Origin of the sequence: Stenotrophomonas terrae, from assembly GCF_039674165.1 — a bacterium.
GTDB classification, from domain to species: Bacteria; Pseudomonadota; Gammaproteobacteria; order Xanthomonadales; family Xanthomonadaceae; genus Stenotrophomonas; species Stenotrophomonas terrae_A.
The window spans coordinates 235,387-258,583 of the sequence record NZ_JBDJMY010000001.1 but is presented as its reverse complement, the minus strand read 5'-3'; the positions used below and the strand labels follow the sequence as shown (position 1 = coordinate 258,583).

General features: G+C 58.9%; 20 protein-coding genes. 13 read left to right on the top strand and 7 right to left on the bottom strand.

What is annotated here, in order from left to right:
• Positions 1–123: 123 nt before the first annotated feature.
• Entirely contained in the window at positions 124–2,277 is a 2,154-nt protein-coding gene (locus tag ABE493_RS01060) for a TonB-dependent siderophore receptor (protein WP_346496420.1), read from the bottom strand.
• Positions 2,278–3,087: 810 nt separating this feature from the next.
• The gene (locus ABE493_RS01055) at positions 3,088–3,459 is read right to left on the bottom strand and encodes a DUF3693 domain-containing protein (protein ID WP_346496418.1); all 372 of its coding nucleotides are present in this window, start codon (positions 3,457–3,459) and stop codon (positions 3,088–3,090) included.
• Between the two features lie 135 nt (positions 3,460–3,594).
• Here ABE493_RS01055 and ABE493_RS01050 point away from each other — a divergent pair, with 135 nt between their 5' ends.
• From ABE493_RS01050 to ABE493_RS01015, 8 genes are all read left to right on the top strand, one after another.
• Positions 3,595–3,732, top strand: a complete 138-nt coding sequence (locus tag ABE493_RS01050) for a hypothetical protein (RefSeq protein ID WP_346496416.1) — start codon at positions 3,595–3,597, stop codon at positions 3,730–3,732.
• Positions 3,733–3,891: 159 nt separating this feature from the next.
• Complete coding sequence (locus tag ABE493_RS01045) at positions 3,892–4,089, top strand: hypothetical protein (RefSeq protein ID WP_346496414.1); 198 nt, start codon at positions 3,892–3,894, stop codon at positions 4,087–4,089.
• A gap of 178 nt (positions 4,090–4,267) precedes the next feature.
• Positions 4,268–5,149 (top strand): rolling circle replication-associated protein, encoded by an 882-nt coding sequence (locus ABE493_RS01040; protein WP_346496462.1) that lies wholly within the window; start codon positions 4,268–4,270, stop codon positions 5,147–5,149.
• A complete protein-coding gene (locus ABE493_RS01035; RefSeq protein WP_346496412.1) occupies positions 5,146–5,439 on the top strand; it encodes a single-stranded DNA-binding protein in 294 nt (97 codons plus the stop codon). Before ABE493_RS01040 ends, ABE493_RS01035 begins: the two co-directional genes overlap by 4 nt.
• Positions 5,440–5,809: 370 nt before the next feature.
• Positions 5,810–6,061 (top strand): hypothetical protein, encoded by a 252-nt coding sequence (locus ABE493_RS01030; RefSeq protein WP_346496410.1) that lies wholly within the window; start codon positions 5,810–5,812, stop codon positions 6,059–6,061.
• Positions 6,062–6,185: 124 nt separating this feature from the next.
• Positions 6,186–7,565: a hypothetical protein gene (locus ABE493_RS01025; RefSeq protein ID WP_346496408.1), complete on the top strand. Its 1,380-nt coding sequence runs from the start codon at positions 6,186–6,188 to the stop codon at positions 7,563–7,565.
• Positions 7,565–7,894 (top strand): DUF2523 family protein, encoded by a 330-nt coding sequence (locus ABE493_RS01020; protein ID WP_346496406.1) that lies wholly within the window; start codon positions 7,565–7,567, stop codon positions 7,892–7,894. Before ABE493_RS01025 ends, ABE493_RS01020 begins: the two co-directional genes overlap by 1 nt.
• A gap of 1 nt (position 7,895) precedes the next feature.
• Positions 7,896–9,260: a zonular occludens toxin domain-containing protein gene (locus ABE493_RS01015; protein WP_346496404.1), complete on the top strand. Its 1,365-nt coding sequence runs from the start codon at positions 7,896–7,898 to the stop codon at positions 9,258–9,260.
• Positions 9,261–9,377: 117 nt separating this feature from the next.
• Here the strand turns inward: ABE493_RS01015 and ABE493_RS01010 are convergent, their stop codons facing one another.
• Both ABE493_RS01010 and ABE493_RS01005 read right to left on the bottom strand, forming a co-directional pair.
• On the bottom strand, positions 9,378–9,629 hold the full coding sequence (locus ABE493_RS01010; protein ID WP_346496402.1) for a DUF3653 domain-containing protein: 252 nt from the start codon (positions 9,627–9,629) through the stop codon (positions 9,378–9,380).
• 854 nt (positions 9,630–10,483) lie between these two features.
• Positions 10,484–11,374 carry a DNA-binding protein gene (locus ABE493_RS01005; RefSeq protein WP_062167490.1) on the bottom strand — a complete coding sequence of 297 codons (891 nt, stop codon included), beginning with the start codon at positions 11,372–11,374 and terminating at the stop codon, positions 10,484–10,486.
• A gap of 104 nt (positions 11,375–11,478) precedes the next feature.
• Here ABE493_RS01005 and ABE493_RS01000 point away from each other — a divergent pair, with 104 nt between their 5' ends.
• Positions 11,479–12,558, top strand: a complete 1,080-nt coding sequence (locus ABE493_RS01000; RefSeq protein WP_346496399.1) for a site-specific integrase — start codon at positions 11,479–11,481, stop codon at positions 12,556–12,558.
• 96 nt (positions 12,559–12,654) lie between these two features.
• On the opposite strand, the gene ABE493_RS00995 is transcribed toward ABE493_RS01000, so the two are convergent.
• The 3 genes from ABE493_RS00995 to ABE493_RS00985 form a co-directional block, all read right to left on the bottom strand.
• Positions 12,655–14,499, bottom strand: a complete 1,845-nt coding sequence (locus ABE493_RS00995) for a UvrD-helicase domain-containing protein (RefSeq protein ID WP_346496397.1) — start codon at positions 14,497–14,499, stop codon at positions 12,655–12,657.
• Positions 14,496–16,751 carry an AAA family ATPase gene (locus tag ABE493_RS00990; RefSeq protein WP_346496395.1) on the bottom strand — a complete coding sequence of 752 codons (2,256 nt, stop codon included), beginning with the start codon at positions 16,749–16,751 and terminating at the stop codon, positions 14,496–14,498. Before ABE493_RS00990 ends, ABE493_RS00995 begins: the two co-directional genes overlap by 4 nt.
• A 183-nt stretch (positions 16,752–16,934) precedes the next feature.
• On the bottom strand, positions 16,935–20,561 hold the full coding sequence (locus ABE493_RS00985; RefSeq protein WP_346496393.1) for a class I SAM-dependent DNA methyltransferase: 3,627 nt from the start codon (positions 20,559–20,561) through the stop codon (positions 16,935–16,937).
• Positions 20,562–20,911: 350 nt separating this feature from the next.
• Between ABE493_RS00985 and ABE493_RS00980 the strand changes: the two genes are divergently transcribed.
• The 4 genes from ABE493_RS00980 to ABE493_RS00965 all read left to right on the top strand — a co-directional run bounded on the left by ABE493_RS00980 (position 20,912) and on the right by ABE493_RS00965 (position 23,020).
• Positions 20,912–21,052, top strand: a complete 141-nt coding sequence (locus tag ABE493_RS00980; RefSeq protein ID WP_346496391.1) for a hypothetical protein — start codon at positions 20,912–20,914, stop codon at positions 21,050–21,052.
• Between the two features lie 580 nt (positions 21,053–21,632).
• A complete protein-coding gene (locus tag ABE493_RS00975) occupies positions 21,633–22,412 on the top strand; it encodes a hypothetical protein (RefSeq protein WP_346496389.1) in 780 nt (259 codons plus the stop codon).
• Positions 22,413–22,549: 137 nt separating this feature from the next.
• The gene (locus ABE493_RS00970; RefSeq protein WP_346496387.1) at positions 22,550–22,723 is read left to right on the top strand and encodes an HNH endonuclease; all 174 of its coding nucleotides are present in this window, start codon (positions 22,550–22,552) and stop codon (positions 22,721–22,723) included.
• An 87-nt stretch (positions 22,724–22,810) separates the two neighbouring features.
• Positions 22,811–23,020 (top strand): hypothetical protein, encoded by a 210-nt coding sequence (locus ABE493_RS00965; protein ID WP_346496385.1) that lies wholly within the window; start codon positions 22,811–22,813, stop codon positions 23,018–23,020.
• The last annotated feature ends 177 nt before the right edge of the window (positions 23,021–23,197 follow it).

Here is a 23,197-nt window from a genome sequence, read left to right as displayed (position 1 = left end):
ATCTCTCGCCAATTAAAGTGACGAGACACTTTAGTCGGCGAGGACAGGCGCCATAGGCGGCAAACCGCCGCTGTAAGCGGACAATACCGGAAGCCCGGACAAACCCAGGCTTTGAGTCCTGGGCTACCAGTTGATGCGCAGACCCAACGATGCGTTCCGTGCCTCGCCGAGCATGTCCAGGTTCCAATATCTACGATTGAATACGTTGTTGAGATTGCCCGTGAGCGTGGCATCGCGGCCGGCGAGCGTGGTGCGGTACTGGAAGCCGAGGTCGGTGATTGTGCGCCCTGGTATCAGGATGCGGTTGGCATCTTCGTAATACTGCTCCCCGGAATACCGGACCGTGCCATGCAGGCTGAAGCCTGGCAGCGGGGCAGGGCGGTACTCGAAGTTGCCGACGTAGTTTCGCGGCGCGGAACCTGCCGGGCGATTGCCGCGCAGCGCGGTGTTCTCCGGCGAGAGATCCTCCAGGCTGGCATCCAACCACAAGCCACCCAAGCCGATATCCAGACTCTCCGTTACGCCATAGCTGGCAATCGCTTCAACACCGCGATACAGAGTGAGGCCGTCCTGCACCCGGTAGCGTTGGCCGTCACGCCATTGGTCGATCTGCGCACCACGTTCGACGCGGAATGCGGCCGTGGTGAAGCCCAACTTGCCGCTCTGGTACTTGGCGCCTATTTCGTATTGTTTGCTGATGGTCGCGTCCAGCACCTGGCCGGCATTGGCATAAGGTGGCGAACTGTCAACGCCTACGCGCCCCGCTGATTCCAGCGACTCCACGTAGCTGCCGTAGATCGATACCGCTTCCACCGGCTTGTAGATCAACGCAAGCGTTGGGGTAAGTGCCGAGGTTGCGTATCGTGAATCCACCGTCGGGTCGCCGTCCTTGTCGCGCTGTTCGTAGTCCACGTAGCGCGCACCAAGTACCGCCTGCCATTTTTCACCGAAGTGCACTGTGTCGCTGGCGAACACCGATTTCTGCCGCTCATCCGAACTCACCGCTGCGAAACTGAAGTCCGGAACGTGGTGCGAGATGAAGTCCTGGCGCCGGTACAGATTGCCCGAGAAATCATTGCTCCAGTACCAGTCGTTTCCCCACCGGTCCCAACTGCGTTGCATCGCAGCGCCGAACACCAGTTCATGTCGAACCGTGCCGGTTTGGACGCTGCCGTTGACCAGGACCTGGGCGACGCTGCTACGCAGATCGGCAGCAAAGTTGTAAACGCTGCCTTCGTAATCGCCCGCTTCATTGAGCAGGTTGCCGAACATCTTGTTCGAGTAGTGTTCGCGTCGGCTGCCACCGACAGTGAAGTCCACGTTCCAGTCCTCACTCACACGCCATTGCAGGCCAGTGGTGGCATTGCTGGTCTTCGCGCGGTAATAGGAATTGCGTACGCGAATGTTCTCGTAATCGTAGGTGGGGCGTGGCAGGCGATCGCCCGCATAGCTGTCCCAGTAGAAGTAGATCGGTTCATGCTTGAGCTTGTTGTCTTCGCGCAGCACTTCGGCATGCCAGACCAGCGCGTCGCCGATCGGCTGCTCCACGGCTATCGCCAACACCTCACGATCCAGCCCGGCGCCGTTGTAGGCTTCGCCACCGTCCTTGGCCAGATTGACGCGTACGCCGAACGAATCCGGCCCGTTGAAACGGGTACTGGCATCCACGCGCGCGGACCAGGCGCTGTCATTGCGCCAGCCCAGCGTGGTGACGAACATCGGGCTGGTGGTAGGCCGCTTGGTCCGGTAGCTGATGATGCCGCCAGGCGAACCGAAGCCGTACATGAAGCCACCAAGGCCCTTCAGCGCCTGCACCGATTCGACCGCTTCAAGCGGATACTCGCCACCCCATTCCATCATCATCGGCACGCCATCCACATAGTGGTTGGTTACGCCGATACCGCGTATCTGCGTACCCCACCAAGCGGTGGTGGCGGAAGGCTCCGCCGCATACACCGACGGATCATTGATGAAGACATCGCCCAACGTCGTTGCGGCGCGCTTTTCAATGTCTTCCTGTACCACCACGGTTACCGAGAACGGGGTATCCAAAAGCCGCTTGGTGCCCAGGGCGCCGGCACTGGCATCAAGGTTGAGATCCAACCCCAGCCGCTCGCCTTTGACCTGAACCGTATCGAGTTCGGTTGCCTGCTTGGCAGTCTGGCCGGAGGCGGCATTCTCTATGGACTGCGCCTGCACGTTCAGGCAGGCAGCGCTAAGACAGACGTACAGGGCAGAATGACGCGGAAAACGCACGCGTAGGAGACGAGGCAGCAAGAAGGTGGCCTTGGCGAGAAACGCAGAGAGGGGCAGGGCGGCGGCAGCCTGCCGGCAGAAGCACGGCTGCGATCCTATTGCGAACGCGTCTCAATAGCAATATTCGGTTTGGAGTGCGAGCCGTCTTCCGGCGAGATGCAGTGGAAACTGCGATTGGCAGGCGCTGTATTCGCTGGCCGCCGACGCTATTGCAGCGGTCGAGCGGCCCAGAAAGCAAAAGAGCTGGCCACGTTGAGGCGGTTCTTTGGGTTCGGCTGCAATCGGAGCCGTGTGCGACACATGCTCTAATAATTGTGACGAGTCACTATATTAGTGAGGTTCGCTCCGAGTCCGAAGACGCTACCGCGACGCCGTAGTCCGATACGGAGTTCAATGAGCGGCAACATACGGTACGAGCAACGTGTGACGAGGCGACTTTGATGCGCACAGCCGGAGATCTGATCAGCTACTGTCGTTGCCGACGATCTACATCAGCGCGGTGTAGTCCGTGGGATCTATTGGAAAGGCAGTCAAGTCCATGCTGGCTGCCGCCGCCAGAGCGCCATATCGGGCGGCCAACGAACTGCTGCGCTGTGGACTGGCGAGATCTGAGGAGAAGCCTGGTCCAGGCGTGCCAGATCTAGCGAGAATTTGGCTCCCAGCGGCATGGCTACTGCGCGCGATAACCCCAAACGGCTAGCCAACCAGGAATCCAAGATGGCCGTTGCCGAGCGAGGCCGGGCAAGAAGTAGGTGCACAGGATCATCAACGCAGATCCTTCGGCTTGGCATGAAGTTGGAGACTGCATAGCCAATAAGGCTGGCCTGTTATTTACATAATATACATACCGGGCGATTTTTCAGGCGTAAATACCTGATTTTGATTGGGTTTTTCAGCAGCCAATGCTGTCAGTGGTGCAACGAAAATCGCTGCTGCAGCAAGCCGGGTCAGCATCTTTGACCACAGTGCGCGTTCCACTGCGGTTTCTGCTCTTTCCGCGTGAAGCCGTGCAACCCACTCAGGACCGTCGAGTTTCGCCATAGCGCAAAGCTGCGCAATTCGCTCGTCGGGTACCGAATACCGTCCTACGCGCCACCCACTCACCAGTGCCCGCGTTACGCCAAGCTTTTTGCTCAAAGCGTTGTCCGACGGTATAGAGCAGGTTTCGCGAACTTTGTCAAGCAAATTATTTACGTCTTGCATGTTTAGTTTTCCTTGACATGGATGTATCGCAGAACTATACAACCTCCCGTGTTTAGTCGACCTAGACACACCGGCCCCGGTGCACCCCCACCGGGTGTCCGGTCTACCGGGTAGGGGAGGGAAGGGGAGTTCGCTATGCAACTCGACGGATTGAAGCTGCACCAGCTGTACGCTGTTCGCCGCCACTGGGCGCGTCTCGGCGATGCCGCCAAGGTCGCCCAGGTTGAAGCTGCCATTGATGAGCGGATCGCTCTCATCGGCGGTTCCAAATGAGTGCCGTGATCCTTCCGCTCTGCCTTTTCTGCGCCGTCGTGTTGTTCTCCGTCGGCACTGCTCGTTTGTTTGGCTGGGTGATCCGTCGCCGGGATGCGCGTGTTGATTCCGCGTACCGCGCTGCTTGCCTCGTTGCCGTTTCGAAGGCTGAGGTGACCCATGGGTGACTTCTGGGAAACCTTCGGCTGTGCTGGCGTCGCTGGCTTTGTTTGCGGAATTGTTATCGGTCTTGCCTGTGCGTACTTCATCGCTGACGGCACGACCAAGGAGTGGAATCAAAAGGTTGATATTGAGAACGCCTGCATAGCTGGCAATTCCAATGCGTGTCGGATCTACGAGGTCCGCTATGGCCGGTGACGCTGAACCCTATCGCTATTACGGCACCTTCTGCGGCATCTGCGGCAGTCCCAGAAAGATCCATCGCGGCGACATGTGCGAACCGTGCTTTACGCGGCTGCGATCAACCATTGATGCCAACGTGGCGGCACACAAGCCGCGCACGGCGCTTGATGAGTTCGACGCGTCTGTAGGCCACATGCGCGCCATGCAGCATCGCACTGAGCGCGCGTCGGAACAGGTCCACAAGTCCAAGCGCGGCGGCTCTGCGTCGCTTGCTGAGTACTACGCTGCCTCTCCGGTCGCATTGAGTCCACAGGGCCAGCGCGAAGCGCTGGCCCTTGGGCTTGTCCCTTATAAAACAAGTGGTCCAGACGCACCCAAGACCGGTCGCGTATCCATCGAAATAGACCCTCTGCTGGCTCGGGCGCAGCGGTTGAAAAAGTCTGTCATCACGTCCGCGAGACTCCACGATGAAGAATCGAAAGCAACGGGCTTCCGGGGCGCTTGGTACATGCTTACGCTCACCTACCGAGACGGAAGCAATAGCGGCCCTCGTGACATTAGCGACCTTCTGCGAGCGATGCGGCGCTACTTCAATGTCACTCGATCCCGCGCCAAACGGTTTGCGGGTCAAGTTTTCCGTTACCTCTGGGTGGGAGAACTCACCAAGCGCGGCATCCCCCATTACCACGTCCTGATCTGGATTCCCCAGGGCATGTACTTCGGCAAGGTCGATCAGCGTGGCTGGTGGCCGCATGGTTCAAGCCAGATCGAAAAGGCGCGCAACGCCGTTGGCTATCTCGCCAAGTACGCAAGCAAGTTCACCAGCATCGTGGCTGGTCATTTTCCCAAAGGCTTTCGCACGCATGGCTGCGGTGGCCTGAATCAAGAATCCAAGCGCGAGTTGCGCTTTTGGAGAGCACCCGTTTCTGCACGCGACATCCTCGGCGCTGCTGCCGACATTCGCAAAGCGCTTGGCGGGTGGTTCGACAAACTCACCGGTGAATTCTGGCCCTCACCGTGGCGAGTAACCATTTTTGGCGGCCGGACAATCGCGTGGAAGGTGATAGAGCTATGAAGATCCAAATTCTTTCGGACAAAGTGTTGACCAAGTCGATCCCCGCTCGCGGTGAGCGTGCAGCCATGCAGTTCAATGAGCAGGTTGCAGCGATTCTCGACAACGATGGCGGTTTTCCCAAGCCGTTCAAGATTTCTCTTGAAGCCGGTGAGCATCCGTATCGGCCCGGCATGTACACGTTTGATCCGGCCAGCTTCGTCACCGACGAATACGAGCGGTTGAAGATTGGTCGTGGCATCAAGCTGATTGCCATTGACGAAAAGGTTCCGCCGCCTGTTAAGGCGTCCTGAAAATGATGACCCTTCTTTACACCACGCATCCGGCTGTAGTGCTCGCCTTCGGCGTCCTTGTGGGCGTTCTCTGCGGCGGCATTGTTGATGGCCTGATTAGCCGAAAGAAGGGGGCATAACCGTGTCTGGGCCCACACTCTACATCGCCTGCAATGCAGAGGACTACGACGTTCAGACGGCGGAGTGTGCCCATCCGTACTACGCCCTTCCACCCAGTTTTGTTCCGTACATGTCGGCTGCCGATGGTCTTGCCATCGCGTGGAAGATCGCCGCGGTTTGGGTGTTGGGCGTGGGGTTTCGGTTGCTCGTTCGAACAGCCGACGCCGCAAAACCGTAAGTCCATCAACCACAACCCCAGAGGGGGACACCCATGAAGTATCGCAATGCAATGAAGAAGTTCGGCTCCACCTACGGCCCCAAGATCAAGGGGGCTTATGGCAAGGCAGCTACCGCCATTGGTAGCACCCTGTTCACTGGTCTGGCGTTCGCCCAGGACGGTCTGGGTGCCGAGGCCCTGACAGAGGTTTCGGGCATCCGTGCGGATGTTTCCGCGATCCTGAAGGTGCTTATCGGCATCGTGTTCCTGCTGGTCGCCTTCATGTACCTCAAACGCGCCAAGTAATCGAAAAGCGCGTGACAAGGGGCCGGGGTGGGCCCTTTTTCTTTTCTGCATGGGAGAGATAAATGGACGGGTATTTCGTCATCATCGCAATCCTCGGCGCCCTCTGGCTGGCGTTCGAAAAGGTATGAACTGGCTTGCGCGTATTTTTGTGACTGTCGCAGTGCGCCGCGTCGTAGTGCTGCTGGTCATCGCCGTGCTTGGTTGGTTGGGCATCAGCTCTGCGCGTGCTGTAGATCGCGGCGAAGCGTTTGCGCTATGTAACGCCGCTATTGCCAGGACCATGACTAGGTATGGCCCTGTGACTGCGAACAATTGGCCTCGCGTAGAAATCAATTGTCGTGAATCTGTTGGTCCTCCCGAACTTAAAAAGGGTGTATTCGCAGCCTCAGTTCTCGTTAACCCTAGTACGCCTGTCTGCATCTCATCCGAAGGCGCAGTACCTTCAACTTCTTGCCAGTTCGAGTACAGAGGTAGTTGCGAATCACGGGCGGTGCTGCAGAACGCCAGCTATCAGGGGCCGTCGTATTGTCAGCAAGGTTGTGCGTACGTACCCGATGATGTTGCCCCGTTGAATCCGAACAGCATTGATTTCAGCTTCTTCAACCAAGATCGCATCATCAAGCACGCTAAGCGGCTGCGCCCTACCGGCGCTATATGCGAGTCACTGCCCAACCCTCCCGATGCTCCGCAGCCTGACGTTTGCGTAACGCAGGGCACGTTGACGCAGTGCGTGACGCCAGAGGGTAAACACTGTGCGTCTGGTGCATCCGGCAAAAAGTATTGTTGGGACGCTGATGAGCATGGGACCAAAACAAGCGGCAACGAGGCGATGACGAAATCTCCCGTTGATAAGCCCGTCAACTTGCCACCTGTTCCGCCTAAGAACGGTGGCGAGTGGGAGAAGAAGGGCGAGGGCACTGTTTCGACCACGATCAATAACAACACCGACAATTCTAAGATCACCAATAACGTTTCCAACTACGGCGACAAGGGTAGCGGCGCTGCCGGTGGCGGCTCAGACGGCGAGGGCAATGGCGGTAGTGGTGATGGCTCTGGTAAGGGCGATGGCGAAGGGGAGGGCGGTAAGGGTGACTTCGGTAGCGTAGGCGGCGGAACTTGCGAAGGTGGGTTTACTTGTACCGGTGGTGACCCGGTCTTGTGTGCAATTGCGCAGCAGCAGTATCAGGCGCGCTGTGAGGCAGAGGGTCGTTTCGGTGATGGTGCTGGTGCCGGCGACTTTCCCGGTGGCGGTGAGGGAGATTCCGATCCGGATCCGGAGGATTACAACAAGACCGTCAAGGTAGGGCTTTCCATGATCGATACGGGCGGTCTAGGAATGCCGACGCAGTGTCCGACCTTTGAGGCCATCTCGACGTCATTCGGCGATTTTTCCGTTGACGCCGAGTCATGGTGTCAGATTCTGGGTGTAGCACGTTCGTGCCTTCTCTTCTTGGGTGCCTTTATGTCGTTAGGAATTCTCATGGGTTGGGGAGGGAAGGACTAATGTGGGAGACAGCTAAAACGCTTTTGGTCGGCTACGCCGGTCACGTCCTCACTCTTCTAAAAGCAGCCGCTGGTTTTATCGTCGCTCGCGTGTTGGCAGCTTTCGGCCTGACGTGGGTCACCTATGTGCAGGTGTTGCCAGAGGTCAAGGATTTTGTTCGCGGCTATACGTCGGCCTTGTCGTCTGAGGTGGCGCAGCTCATCGGCGCCATGGGTATTGATATTTTCGTCATCATGATTCTGAGCGCGTGTGTAGCCAAGTACGGGATGAGAGCGTTCCTTGTTGGCATTGAGCAGTTGCAAACCATGATCGGCAACGCAGGGGGCTGATATGTATTACCAATTCACCGGTCAGCCAGGACACGGTAAAACCGTTCTGGCAATCGAACGCGCATTGGAGATGAAGGCAAAGGCTGACAAGCTGCATGCGGAAGATCCGTCTAAGCATCCGGTGCGTGAGTTGTATGTTTGCAACGTGCGTGACTTCAACCACGGAGCAGCGCATGCGCTTCCGTTGTCGCCGGAAGAATTGAAAGGGTGGGCGGATCACCCGGACTACTTGCGGCGCATCGCGGAATTTAAGGATTCGCAGCAGTACTTGTCTGCCGGTGGCGCGAAGGAGAGAGAGGAAGCATTTCAGCTGTTTTTAGAGAGCGCTGAGATGCAGAGGCTGGCAAACGAATGCATCAACCCTCCTTTTGAGAACGCGATCATTCTGGTTGATGAGGCCTATGAAAGCGGCATGTTTCCGCGTCGGCCGGCCGGGCGGTTCTTGCCTCGGCATGTAGAGCGTGTGGCGAAGCACCGTCATTTCGGCATTGACTTCATCATGATCTGCCAGTCTCCAAAGAAGCAGATGGATGACTTCTTGCATGACCTGATCGAAGAGCACTACCACGTGCGCCGTCGCTTCGGCCTGCCGTTCGTGCACATGAAGCGCTGGGACCGGTTTGAGTCGAACCCTGATAAAGCCACGCCGCTCACCAATACTCGCCGTAAGTACCCGACCAAGGTTTTCAAGCTCTACACCTCGACCAAGTACGACACCAGCGAAAAGCGCGTGCCGTGGTATTACTGGGCTGCGGGCCTTCTTGTGGTGTGGACCCTCGGTTCTGCCTACTTCGCGAAAGAACGGATTGACGAACGCATGGCAGGCACACAATCGAGCAAGGCCGCAGCGAAGGACATAGGAGCCGACGGAGCGGCAGCGAAGGGGGCGACGACGGGCCGTAGCGAAGGCCGACGTGACAGGGGCACGCCGCAGCAGTACGTCGAGTCGTTCTCTCCGCGAGTTCCTGCACAACCTTGGTCCGCGCCCGCGTATGACGGTTTAGCTGTACCCGGTGAATCGCCGCGCCTTTTCTGTATGGTGGCTGGTCCCGGCATTGATGCCCAGGGCAACTCACGCGAGTTGAGTTGTGGCTGCAAGACGGAGCAGGGCACGCGTTATGAGATTGACTTTGATACATGCGCCACCATCGCTCGTCACGGCCAGTACGAGCCGTTTCTAGCTCGGAGCAAGGGCGAGGGTGCACAGCAGCGGGAAACGGCTCCTACGGGGCATCCACAGCGCTCTAGCAGTTCTGGAACGGGTGGATCTGTTGTCAGCTTCAAGCCGGGTGCTCGGGCTGACGTGTTCCCTATGAATCCCGCTCAGACCATCGGTGGCTACACGCCTCCGACAAGCACACTTTGAGCTGGCCATAAAAAAGTCGACTTTCAGAACCTTTGGCCTGCAAGGGTTTCCGGGCGGTCCCGATCGAGCTCGACCAGGTACTTGGGGTGTAGGGGCCAAGCCCCTACGGGAAACGCCTCACACGCGCCCGGAGCGCCTCAGCGCCGGTAGCAATGGGACAACCGGGCATGGTTCCGCTGATCGACGGATCACCCCCTTGGCGAGCTCCTTTTCTTGGTCCAGCAGTCGCCGGTACTCTTGGGCAAGCGCAGCGGTAAGGCCAAGCCATGCCAGATCCTCCGGCAGCAGCTCGCGACCCTCGGGCGTCACCAATCGGCCCGACTTAAACGAAAAACCGGCCCATGGGCCGGTTAGTTTGCGATTACGCATGTTGCAGACTCCGTGTCAAGAGCCATCGGGGCTGCAAGATGCGGGCCAGCCATGTCCGGACAATATTTAACATAATATACATTATGCGAAATGGTTTATAGGCGGATCAGCTGGGTCTGGCTTTGGATCTCATCTCATGTCAGTTTTTTTAGTTCGTGTCTGACGGGACAACTAGAGATGTACTTTTCCGCCAACTAAAGATGTACTTTTTGCTCGACCTGCTGTCTACCGCGGATAATTTCGTCGCGATTAGGTAGATGTTCTTACTCGCCGCGTCCGCCAAACGACAGGCCGGCAATGTGCAACGGGCCAGAGGCGCCCTTTCAAGGCCCCTCCATAGTGTAGCCCAGGGCCTTCTACGGGCCTTGATCGCGTGTTTTTCGTGTCAGGCAGCCGACGGCGGTGAGGTGTCGCTACTCGGCCTCGGAGCCCACAATATTTGGGCTTTGGTGCGGATCAATGAGATTCGAGGGCCAACGTTGGCCTTCATCTGGGTGACACAGAAAACACGCGCATCCGCTGGATTTCCAACTCAACTAGGGGTCTCGGACGTTTGGACCGAAGCATCCTCAACGCGACGCGGCGATCCCCTTCTGCAGATCCTTAGCCTCTCGCTCGCCCCGAGTTCTGTCGATTAGTGCATCTCCATGCCCCGGCGCAGGGGCGTTGGGCCCCTTGACGGCTGTCTACTGCGGACAATTTCGTCGCGCGCAGGTAGATCTTGCTGGTTTGGAAGCAGATAAGTCCGTCACCCTGTGACCGAACGTAGAAATTTGCGTATGTTGTCAAACGCAATACGCTAGACGGCTCAGCGTGATGCCGTAGGAATTCTAGTCAACAGACGTAGACATTGACTATTTTGCCTTCGCCTTCCTAGGGGCTGGCAGCTTACGTTTACCACGCAACGCCGCCTCGATAGCAGCAGGAATTTTGCTCAGTTGTTCCTCCAGGACCTCGGACTTCGCCCGTTGCCGGTCCGCTTCTTTAGAGGAAACCGCCGCTGCGTTCTGGGCAGCCTTCAAAGCACTGGCAAGTGATTGTTCGGTTGTAACGCGAAGCTTCTCTGCAGAAGCCAACTTGGTCTGTAGGTCTTTGATCTGCTGACGGGCTTGGTCGACTTCCCGTGCAGCACGATTTTCGACAGATCTGGCGTGTTCCATCAGGCTCTCGCGTTCAGATCTGGCCAGTTCTCGCTCGTCGTGCAACCGGGCCTCGAGGGTCTGCTTTGCCACATCCAGCTGCTCCAGCCGCTGATCCACAGAAGCACGTTGTTGTGTCGACTCTGTCAGCTGCGATTGAAGTTGATCGACGAGCTGCCGAAGCTCCGTCACTTGGGTCAGCGCCAGGCGTTCTGTTTGGGCTGAGGCTGTCGCCTGGGCATGTAGCGCGGAAGCTTCCTCGGCGAAGTTCTGCTGCTGCACCCGCAGCTCGTCATACTCGGCCGCAAGCGACTGTCTGGCGCCGGCAAGCTCTTCCAAAACCGATTCACGGGCATGCTGCAATGCCAACGCCCACCATTGACCGGCCAACTCGGCTAGGACCGCCGGCGCGTCCTTCAAATCTGGTCGCTTCGACTGCAGTCGAAGACCCAGATTTTTCCACCAAGTGTCCAGCCACCGCGTCACGGTGTTGGGTGATCCTGTGCCCAAGTGCGCGCGGATGCGTTCTACCGTCGGGCGTTCGCCATTGGCAACCAGCGCGTCGGCGGCGGTGTGAACATCGGATTCGGTGATGCCGCGGGCCATGCTGACGTCTCCTGTATCGGTGCCCTACTCTGTTGATTACGTACTTACGATAAGTGATGATTATCGTCAGTACGCGCCTATTCTCATAGCGTACATTACATACTATGAACCAAAATTCTACTACTTCAACCTTGCCGGCCACCGCCACTCATCTGGTCTTGCCAGAGCAACTGGCCCAGCAGGCCTCCGATGCTGTGCGTGAATTACTCGCCGAGGCAGCCGCAGCGAACACCACCCGCAGCTATGCCACTGCCCTGCGCTATTGGGCCGGATGGCATCAGGGGCGTTATGGCATCGAGCTGGCGCTGCCGGTCAGCGAGGCCGTGGTGATCCAGTTCCTAGTCGACCACATCCAGCGCAAGAACAAGACCGGCTTGGTCAGCGAACTGCCGCCGACGATTGACCAAGCGTTAGTGGCCGCCGGTCTCAAGGCCAAGGTCGGGGCGTTGAAGCTGTCGACGGTAGTTCAGCGCGTGGCCGTGCTGTCCACTGCCCACAAGCTCAAGCGCCTGACTAACCCATGTGAGCTGCCCAGTGTCAGGACGCTGTTGAGCCGCGCTCGACGAGCCTCAGTCAAACGCGGTGAGCGGCCAACCAAGAAAACCGCGATCACGCGGCCAGAGCTCGAGGCCATGCTGGTGACTTGTGATGACAGTTTGGAAGGACTGCGTGACCGTGCCCTACTCTGCTTTGGCTTTGCCAGTGGTGGACGCCGCCGTAGTGAGATCGCCGCTGCGGACCTGCGCGACCTGCGCAAGGTCGGTGACGACGGCTACATCTACCGGCTGGAATACTCGAAGACACAGCAGACCGGAGTGAAAGCGGATTCGACGCCGGACAAGCCGATTCTGGGGCGTAGTGCTGAAGCCTTGTCGGATTGGCTCGGGGCGGCAGGCATCACTGAAGGTGCGATCTTCAGGCGGATTTGGAAAAATCGCGTAGGTCCCGCCCTACTCCCTGGCTCGGTGGCCACTATCGTGAAGCGGCGGAGTGCGTTAGCGGGGTTGGTGGGGGACTTTGGGGCCCATAGTCTGAGGTCAGGCTTCGTCACCGAGGCGGGCAAACAAGGAGTGCCCTTGCCGGCGGTAATGGCAATGACTGAGCACCGGTCGGTGGCGAGCGTGATTGGGTATTTTCAGGCAGGCGCAGCGGAAGACAATCCAGCTGCGCGTCTACTGAAGTAGTGGAGAACCTTTCGAAGCAGAGGTGCTGCAAAGAGAGCGTTGCCGCCGTCCACTGTGTGAACATCAACCGGGCTTCACGCGCTCACATGCACCGTCTTAAGGCGCGCCAATCGATATCTCTTCCTGCTTGAACCAGCCATTTGCGAGGAGCTGATCTCGGACGCGTCCGGGGTTCTCAGCGTAGGCGACTAAAGCGAGCGAACGTTCTGCGCGACTGCAGGTGACGTAGAACAGTCGGCGAGTTGAAGCAGTTTGCCCGTCGTCAGCGGCGCCACCGAAAAGCTTTTCGTACTTGAACAGAAATCCGCGCGCTTCGTGATCGTCCATGACAACCATGACCCGGGGGAATTCCAGCCCCTTCACGCCTTGGTGCGTATCAAAGCGCGCTTTTCCACCCACGTACTTGGCATAGGCCCGTACTTGGGCAAATGGTATGGTCAAGAAGTCAGCGATGGCCTTGTCTCGTTCGGTGCGCTCCTGTTCGTCCTCAGCATCGGCCGCATGAGCGGCAGCACCGGCAAGTGCTACCTTGAGTGCATCAGGAATGACAAATAGGTCAGTCTTTTCCACATTGTGAAGAACTTCGCCAAACGTTACCGACGGGTTGCCGCCGAGCAGTTCCAAAAGCGCATCCACAGCCGCTTGTACCTTGGCTAACTGTTCAAATTGGTCCGGAGCATTCTTCAACGCGGATGGGCTAAGCATGGGCGATACAGCTCGCATGATCCGCGCGATGACAAACTTATCGTTCTTTGCGTCCCAAAGAGGCAAGACTAGGTTCGAGAAAAAGTTGACCGCGGGCAGTGACCCATCAAGCAGTGAGGTCCGAAATTGACTTATTGGATACAAGGCGGCCAATAGATCATCGAAGCCCATTCGAAGGGCTGCCATGCGATGCTCCAAGATAAGCACCTTTACCGAATCTTCATCGTGCCATTTCTTGTCAGCAGTTAGCCCTGCCATATATCTGCAAATCGCTGTCTCGGCCGCGGCCTTGTCGATCCCCTTTGATGGGAGCACGAACATCCGCACATGTCCCTCGGCAGCGCTGCTACACGGGATCTGCGTCTGTTGATCCGTGCCCTCGCGGACCTTATTGATGAGCTCGATTACCCGCCGCGGGCACCTGAAGTTTAATCGTTTGGTCGGTGTGGCCCAGTCGTACGGCAGACTTCCCCCCAAGCCCGGCTGACCATCGCTGTAGATACGCTGCATCATGTCACCAAAAAGACCCACCACGACTTCGTCCTTGTGCGCCGCCTGAAAGACGAACAATGCCTCAATGATGTGCCGGTTTGTATCCTGGCTCTCATCAACCAGTATGTAGGGATAGCCATCGCGAAGAATTTCCCTAAGCACGGGCTTTGACTTTAAAAAGTCGCCCGCAAGATGAAGCACTTCCGCATGATTCAGGGAATCCCTTCCTTGATTGTCACTATCCGGGCTGTAAACGAACGTCTTCGTGGTATCGAGCCTTGTCAATCGCCGTCTCTTCGAAGCAATGTCAGCGATTCGTTCTGCGGATGCCTTCGTACCCGCACGTCCTTTGTTCTCTTTGGCTTGAAGTTCCAGAATGTCCGCATTGAGTGATGCGCGAAGCCATTCCCGGATATCGTGATTGAATCCTGCAATCAATGTCCAGGCGAAACTGTGGATCGTAGAAACGGCAATGACCGGATCAAATTGCGTCCGGCGGATGATCTCGTCGCGCGCGGCCTTGGTGTAAGTGACGACCGCAACCTTTTGTCCGCGCGTTCTCAGGCGTGCGCCCGCTTTCTCTCGGAGGTAGTCGAGGGCGCCAACAAGTGAGCGTGTCTTGCCTGAGCCAGCTCCCGCGAAAAGAAAGAAGCTTCTCGGAGCCTTTGGATCGAGGTGCTGCTTGATCTCCTCGTCAACGTGAAGATCGAGCTCATCGTTCGATACTGCGGCCTCGCTGGTCATGCGCCGTTCGCCTTCGGAGCCAGATCGGCTTCCTTGCGCTTGAGCTGATCAGCCAGCCATAACAATCCATGCTCAATGTAGGCAGGTACACGAAGCTTCTCGATGTCATCACTGAATAACAGCTCAAGTGAAAACTCTGCCTTGTCCCCGTCTTTGATAGCCTTTGCAACACAGGTTGTCAGTTGATCGGCGTTTTGGGCCGCATCGGCGATGGCCTGGAACTTGCCGGCCAAGCCGTCGGCCTTGCGACCCTTGAAGAACTCAAAATTCTTATAGAGCAAAGCGTCTTCAAATGTGTTGGCATGGATCTCAACCTCAGTCGCCCCCACTTTCAGCTTCTCTGCCGTCTGATACGCGGACCGGACAGCGTAGCCATTGGGCTGTACGAAGGCTTTGTCCTTCTCTTGTAGCCTCATTAATGTATCAAGATCGGTCTGCTTGGGTGCCCAGGACCGCAGCGTTTCATTGCGTGCTTCCAGTCCCTTGCCAAGTTCCGGCGTCCTGGCCAGGTTGGTCACCGGATCCTTGGCGTCCAAGTCGGTGATGATCAAGGTAGTCAAGCCAAGAGTGTCCACCAGGCTCTTAAACCGATGTGCATGGCTGCCACCCACTTCAAGCCACGTGATGTAGCGCGTTCGCAAGTCTTCGAACACATCAGTTTGCTCTACGAAGTGGGGTACGAGAATGCGCTCAGCACTTCCTTCTATGAATATAGCGGCATCGGCAAAGAACAAATCACAGTGCGTTGCTTTGAGGTAGCGTGCTACGAATTTTTCCGTTTGATCGGGCTTGCCGAATACTGATGAGAGGTTGATGACGCAGGCGACTGGCGTTTTGCGATTCTTTGTAGGAGGCAGCCGTCTGAAGTAACGCAGCGCCGCAAAATCGCAGGCATGCGCGATGTGGCTGGAGTGGGTACTCACTACCAGTTGCGTACTTAAATCAGTTGAGTTCCCCAAAGCTGGGTCATTGCGTAACACCCCATAGGCGTGCCTGATGAATACCTGCTGTACCTGAGCGTGGAGATATGCCTCGGGCTCCTCAACCAACATTAGGTGCAGCGGCGGAATTGGTTTTACATCGTGGCCGGTTCCGGCTTTGCCTACGCGCATCCACGCATCGCGATAGCTCATCAGGTTGAAGACCATGGAGACCAAGTTCTGGTAGCCCAATCCATTCGAGTCTTCGGGCAAGCGGTGCACGTGTTCCCCAGCCGCGGCGGGTATCTCATACTGAATGGAGGACTCGTGGCTCAAGCCATCCTGTAGTTTGAGCTTGGTTGCAATCTTCAGCTTCGGGTCGGAGATGCCTGGGTATCCTAGCTTCTGGAGTTCGATCAACGCCTTGTCAAAAGCTACCGATAACCTTTCATCGAAGGCCTTGCGTGCCTTATCGAGTGCTTCCATTGCCTTGATGTCGGTCAGCTCCGGCGTGTCACGCCAGTCCAGGTGCCTGTCGTAGTAGGAACGGAGCTGGGTCGAGAGTCGGCCTGCATTTCGTGCATCGGAACCCACTTCTTCGCGCGACGTACGACCGCTGGTGGACCCAAAGCCTCGTTGGGCGCTGATCTCGTCGATCTGAATCAGGCCATCCAAGGGGTTTCCTTCAACGGGCTCTGCGTCATCGGCGAGAGCCTGCATGCGGGCAACGCCGTCACTGGGTTCTTCGACTCTCTCAGGGTCCAGCAAGTAGGCCTTCACTTTAAAGAAGGTCCGAAGGCGCCGCTCCAAGAAATCAATGAGATTGAGTGGCCAGAGCTCCAGTTGCGGAGGGGGCTCTTTCCCTTCCACGGCTTGGGCTGCCGCGACGGTGATGTCAGCGGCCCTCCTTCGAGCCGCGATGTATTCCTGCTGAAACTTGACCGCGTTTTCGGGTTCAAAGCGGAACCGCACACCAAGGGGGGCTGTTTTCCAATCTAGCGCTGGTAGCAGCTTTTGTACGTAGTGCATCTCACCTTTCTTGACTTGGAGCCACACGTCCAACTGGGGAAGGAAGTCCAAGATGCCGGGACGAGGCAGCTCTAGGTCCGCAGCTATGGCAGCCTCCCAAGCTTCCCCTTCCGCATTCAGGGCTTGCCAATGTGCTAACGACAAGTCATTGATGGAGAACCCGCGAGTATCGACCAGGAAGCGATGCAGCGCAGTCATCGCAGAGGTCTTGCCGCTGTTGTTGGCGCCAACGAGCACTGTTTTGTCGGGCGCGAAAGCGATGCGTGCAGCCAAGAGCTTCCGATAGTTCCCGATCTCAACCATGGTTATCAGAACGTCCTACTCCTTCAGGAATCTCACATATACAGGGCTTCCCGGTGACCTCGCTCGCCAATACGGGTGGCGGTAGAGGCCTGGCTTCGATATTCAACTAGAACAGGTGGCTCACGGTGACGCCGAGATATTCGCAGCACCGAGATAGGTGCCATGCCGTTTCTATTTTTCTGGTCAGGCTGCAAACCGCCCATCGCTCTCCTGGGCCCGCCCCAGCGCTACCAGCATTTCCAGTAGCTTCGGCAAACGTCTTTTCCAAGGGCCGCGCGCAGTGAACCTCGCAGCGATCTCATCAGTTGAGAGCGGTACCGCGCTGCCGGCGAGGACATCGGCGACGGCGCGGACTTGCTCGATGGCGTCTTTCGGCCACGGCTGGGGTTTGACGCCGGGCGGGAAGGTGATGGCGGCGGCTTCATCGTCGTCGGATCGGTCGCGCTGTTCGGTGTCAGCGGTAAGGCTGACCTGTTCTGGTTCGTGCTCGCGGGCGAGGTCGGGGCTCTGGAACTTGGGGCGGAGCCAGCGGATCTGGCCGCGCGCTTCGTCGGCGGCGCGTTGGGCGTTGAGGGCAACGAGGCGTTCGAGGACGGTTTCGTCGAAGGCGCGTTTGGCGTCGTCGCGGGTCTGGTCCTCACTGGGTGTGGCGTTGGCGTGGGCGGTGCGCAGCAGAGGCAGCAGGTCGCCCCAGCCGTAGGCGCTTAGGACGGCTTCGTCGAGTTCGTCGTGGAGTTGGCGCAGGATGGAGACGAGGCCTTGTTCGTGGATGGTGCGTTCTCTGGTGGTCAGGACGTCGCCGCTGCGCAGTTTTTCGAGGACGTTGTACATGCCGGTCAGGGTCAGGCCGGAATGCTGCTCCTGCTGGCGCTTGCGGTGGGCGTCGAGTTGTTCGGCGAGGTGACGGATGCGGTCTGAGGGGTATTCGCCGTAGGTCTGCGATTTCCCTGCTCGGCCGTTTTCGTTGACGAGGGCGACGCCGATCGGGCCGCCGAGCTTGTCGGCGACGTGGAGGTTGGGGAAGGGGTAGGTCTCAAAGCAACGCGACTTGTTGTAGCGCGGGTCATTGCCGACTCCGAGGCGACCACCCGTTGCGAGCGACCACACAACATGCACTTGGCTTGCCAGCACCCCAAGAGTCTCGCCGCGTTGATCCGCAACAGTTACCAGCGAACTGTCCGGCGTCATGTCGACCGAAAGAAAGCTGAAGAACCGATGTTTGGATGTTTCCAGGGTGGCGATGAAGCGAGAAAGCCCCTTTGTTGCCGTCCGGAACTGTTGACGCGGATGTCCGATCACCCACCATTTTTGGCGGAAGATTGCGTTTCGATTGAGGTCGCGTTCCGGCTTCGCGCGTTCCAATAAATATTGGTATGCAGCAGGAAACCGATCTCGCACGTCTTCCATTTCCAGACCGTAGAAGTCGATGACATAAAGGTTGCGTGGAACTTGCGAGAGGTCGCGGCCATTGATGTACGGACGGATGTGTTCATCAAGTCCAACAACCGTTCCGAGTCCAAGCTCAATAGCCCTGCCGTGGTCAATCTGGAACGCGGAACCAATCGTCTTCATGCCTACCGAACACAGGGCGGTGTTGGCCATCAGCGGCAGCGCCTGTGTCACGTCGACGCCTACCGTGAGGTCGGCATTGATCCGCCCGCGCTGGCGAGCGAGAGACACGACAAGGTCATCGCTGCCGTCCACTGCCTCGTTTCGCTCGTCCGTGACAGTGACGAGGCGGCCATTCCTGCGCCCGCCCTCACCCACCGTCATTGCGATTCGGACAGCAGCGCCGTCGGCGCTATCCACCCACGGGTGGTCCGGAATCGCAAAAACGAGCGAAAGCGGCGGCTCCCCATCGAGATGCGGTTCAACAGCGCGACGGACATACGCTTGCCGCAGGCTGTTGGTCGTAATAAAGCCAAATTTCCGGATGGCACCGCTACGTGCGAGCAATGCGGCGTAGTGCCACCAGCGCATAACGAAGTCAGTGGACTGTGGCACCTCGGGCCACGCCTCTTGAAGTGCATCGACGTAACCATCGCCGAGTACGTCCCGCATTCGTTTCGAGCCAATAAATGGCGGATTCCCCACCACGAAATCCGCCTCTGGCCACGTCGCCTTCCTTGGGCTGACGTAACGCTCCACCGGCTTGCGGGCGGTATCATCGGGCACCTTCTCGCCGGTCACCGGGGAGACCTTCATCGTCTCGCCATCCCAGCGCGTCACCGGGGTGCCGTGCACGTCCAGCACTAACTCCACGCTGTCATACGCCAGCACGGCGTCGCGGCTCTCGATGTTGCGGAAGTCGCGGATCACCGGTTGCGGGGGATGCACGTCGCCGCGGGTGCGGAAGTGCCATTGCAGGTAGCCGATCCACAGCACGACCTCGGCGATGGCGGCGGCGCGGGGGTTGAGTTCGATGCCGAGCAGGTTGTGAGGGTCGACGGTCTCGCCGGCGGCGGCGTCTGCGCGTTCGCCGTCCAGGGCGAGGCCGGTCTGGCGGTAGCCGAGTTCGTCCAGGGCCAGCAGCACTTCGCCTTCCAGTCGCTTGAGGTGTTCCAGGGTGACGTACAAAAAGTTGCCGCTGCCGCAGGCGGGGTCGAGCACGCGCACGGTGCACAGGCGGTGGTGGAAGCGCCGCAGTTCCTTCACCGCGTCGTCGGGTTTGTCCTCGGCGGCAAGGGTCATCGCGGCGGCCTGGGCTTCGCCCCACTCCTTGCGCAGCGGTTCGATCACGGTCGGCAGCACGAGCCGCTCGACGTAGGCGCGCGGGGTGTAGTGGGCGCCGAGTTTGTGGCGCTCGCCGGGGCTGAGGGCCCGCTCCAGCAGGGTGCCGAAGATGGCCGGTTCGACGTGCTTCCAGTCAGCGCGAGCGGCCTCGATCAGCAGGATGAGTTGGGCGGTGTCCAGCGGCAGGGTGTCGGGCTGCTTGAACAGCTTGCCGTTGAAGCGCAGCACGTTGACGGCGATCACCGCGGAGAAGCCGCCGCTGTCCATGTCGCGCCAGAGCTGGGCGAGCATGCGCATGGCGATGTCGGGTTGCTCGGCATGGCGCGTCAGCAGTTCGCGGAAGCTGTCGTGCGGCAGCAGCTTCACGTCCTCGGCAAACATGGTGAACAGGCAGCGCATCAGGAACTGGGCGACGGCTTCGGCATCGTGCCCGGTCTGCTCCAGGCTGCGGGCGAGCTTGGCCAGGCGGGTGGCGATCTCGCGGGTGACGCGGGCGGATTCGCGGCTGGGGTCGAGGCCGAGCGGGTCGAGCCAGATACGGCGCAGGCGGTCGCGGATCTCGGGCTTGCGCAGGTCGGCCAGCGCGATGCGGTGGCTGCGCGGATCCGGGAACGGAGTGTAGGTGGCGCCGGAGCGGCTGAACTCGGAGTACAGCTCAATGCGGTGGCCGACATCCACCACCACCACGAACGGCGGGCGACCTTCGGCGGCGGGCAAGGCACGGGCATAGGCCTCGGCCTGGCTGCGGGCGCGCAGCATGGCGTCGTCGAAGCCCTTGGTGTGCGCGCCCTGCTTGAGCTTCTTGGACTCGAGGACGAAGGCGCCGCGGCGATACAGGTCGATGCGCCCGGCGCTGCTGCTGCCGTCGCCGTGGGCGAAGGTGATCGGGCGCTCGAACATGTAGTCCTGCTCGGGCGTGGGGTGCGGGGTATCGACGCCGAGCAGTTGGCTCAGCTCGATCAGAAAGGACTGGGAAGTGGACAGCTCGGAGGCTGCAACCCCCTGCCAGCGGGTGATGAAAGCGTCGGCGCCGTCCTGGATCTCGGCGTCTGCTTGCGTGTTCACTGCGTCCGACATGTAGGCCCCTCTGCCCTCCGCATCCTGCGGTCACTACATGATACGACACCGGGCCCCTGCGCTGGACGCGCACCGCTAGGTTCGCGGTGCGGCCAGTGCCTTGGCCTACCTCAGTGCAATAGACCGGCCAGCTCCGTAGCACCGGTCCAACCATGCAAGCGACGCCCCTCCTCCCCTTTAGAATCAGCCGAGGGAGAGGGAGATCCGATGGCTGGGCAAACCAAGCGCGATGCGAGTACGGCGGGATTGCAAGTACCCTTCGGGGAGCGCGACGCGATCCTTACCCGCCTTCAGCCGTGAGTGGTGGGCTGGCCTGCGGCTGCCACTGCCCAGGGTGCGGCCGGCAGCTGATGGCCAAGAAGGGCGAAACCCAGCGTTGGCACTTCGCCCACTACCAGGGCGGGGGCGATGAGCACTGCTACGAAACGGCCGTGCACAAGATGGCCAAGCAAGTTCTGCTCGCTGCGCGCCAGATCGAGCTACCCACCTAGAAGCGCACTACCGCCTTGTCCGACCTGGACCACCATCTGCACCAGGAAACCTTGGAGCGCCCGGCACGCCCGTGGGAATACACCCAAGCCAGGGAGGAAGAGTGGATGGTTGATACCCGCATGGGTATCGAGCCGCGTTACGTGCTGCAGAAGATGTGGTCGGCGCCGCAGTCGGGAATGACCAAAAAATGGATGGGGAGGACTACGACCTCTGCCAGGCCAACATCACCACCTGGATTCAGCGGGGTTGTTCTAACCGAGACTACGGCCACTTGTGAGTGGCGGCCTCTTGCTCCGGCCTCTGACACGTCGTAATAAACCTCATGCCGGTAGCAAAGCCGTCGGTGTTGTGCCCGCACAGCCAATAGACTCCGGGTCAATCAAAACCGTACTCTAAATCTGGCCACTACTCAGATCGGGGGGCATCGCTCGCCGTCGCGCTTCTACACCAGCTTCTTCTGGGCTTAGAGCTGTTTGACTTCGGCGTTGATCGACTGCAACGTTGTAAGGACTACGAGCACCCTTGATTAGCACCTCGAGTATTTATATCACTCTCGCTTCGACTCACCTAGTGGAGCCAATGATCAACCTGCTGGAAGAACTGCGCTGGACTGAGATGGATTACGCGGTCCATGCGACCAATCAAATGGTGGCGCTGGAGATGTATCGAGACGAGTTGGTCCGACCATCGCTGCAGGCGCTGGACGAACGCCTGAATCAACTCGAGCGGAGCGAGGCCATAGAAGATCAGTTCGCTCACGACGACTTTGCCGCTCTTCACCACGCCACAATCGAAGGCTACCTACTGACCACTCAGTCAATGTTTGAGCGCGGGCTTCGCGGGATGCTCGTCAAGGTTGCCGAAAGAACGTCCCCAAGCCTTGTCGACAAGGTCAAGAAAGCGCCTTGGGACGCAGGGCAGAGCAAGAGCATTCAAGCGCATTTCCAAGCGCTTATGGCTGCGCCCCTGGACCTGTTCGGCTGTGACGACGACCTACTCATCCTTCAAAAGCTGGGCAACGCCCTGCGTCACGGTGATGGCCGCTCGGCAGAGGAATTGCATGGCCTTTGCCCGTCTCTTTGGTGGAACTGGCTACCTCCTGGAGCGACGCTCCAAGTTGGAGAGCACGAAATTCTTATCCCAGCCGACGCCCCGCGCCACCCGAGCTTCGATCGAATCACGTTACCAAGCGAGCTGCTCGAACAAATGATGCAGGCTGTGCTGTGGTTCTGGCAGGACATCGAGTTCGTGCGGTGCAACTCGTTTAAGAACAAGCATCCCACTGCCGTCCGAATGCTCGCCGAGATGCGAGCCGCTCGTCCTTTACGGAAGGAGCAACGCTATTGGTCACGTTTCTGACAGGGGTTTGACTTCAAGCCAGTTCCGGCGCGATACCTCCCTTGCCGCGAGGGCAAACACCCCCGGCGTAACTCCAACGCTTGAGAACCGACGCTTTCCACGCCCAAAAAGGCCGAGGCTGCTATTGCAGCCTGCCAATGTGGAATACCTCGCCCGATGAACTGAAGCCGTTCGGCCTTCGTGCCAGAACGACCACGCCGCTCCGTTGCACCGCCGAGCATTTGGTGTCGCAGCAAGATGGCGGCAAGAATGTGGCCGGCAACATCGCGGCGGCCTGCTGGCTCTGCAACACGCGCCGGCACAAACGGTAGGCCGCGCGTGCAGCTCGACGCAGAGTGCGTCGCACCTAGTACCAGTGGCGCCAAGGACTGGCCGCATGTGCCGCGCGCGAGTTGCCGGTGAGTTCTGTTGTTGTCCTCGTCGAAGACCCGTACGCCACGCTGTTCGACGCGGCGCATGCGTATGCGACCGAGACCTCCGCCGAGGTCGATCTCGAGGTCCGCTTGAAAGCGCTCCTACCGACCTTGCCGTCCTATGAGCCCCGCGACCCGTTCGCCGCCGCGATAGCGGGCGGGGCCATCCAGCCTCCGAGCCATTCCTGCCGCTAACCTGTCCGGTAGCGGACGTGATGACCGAAGTGCTCATCCGCGCCGGCATCTTTGCCCACTAACCGTGCAAACCTATTCGCACGACGCAACATGCTAAGTTCATCCATGGGTCTCTCAGGACACGAACGAGAGGATGTTGGCTCGGCGTCTTGGTTCGAGCCAAGAGATTATTTTTGC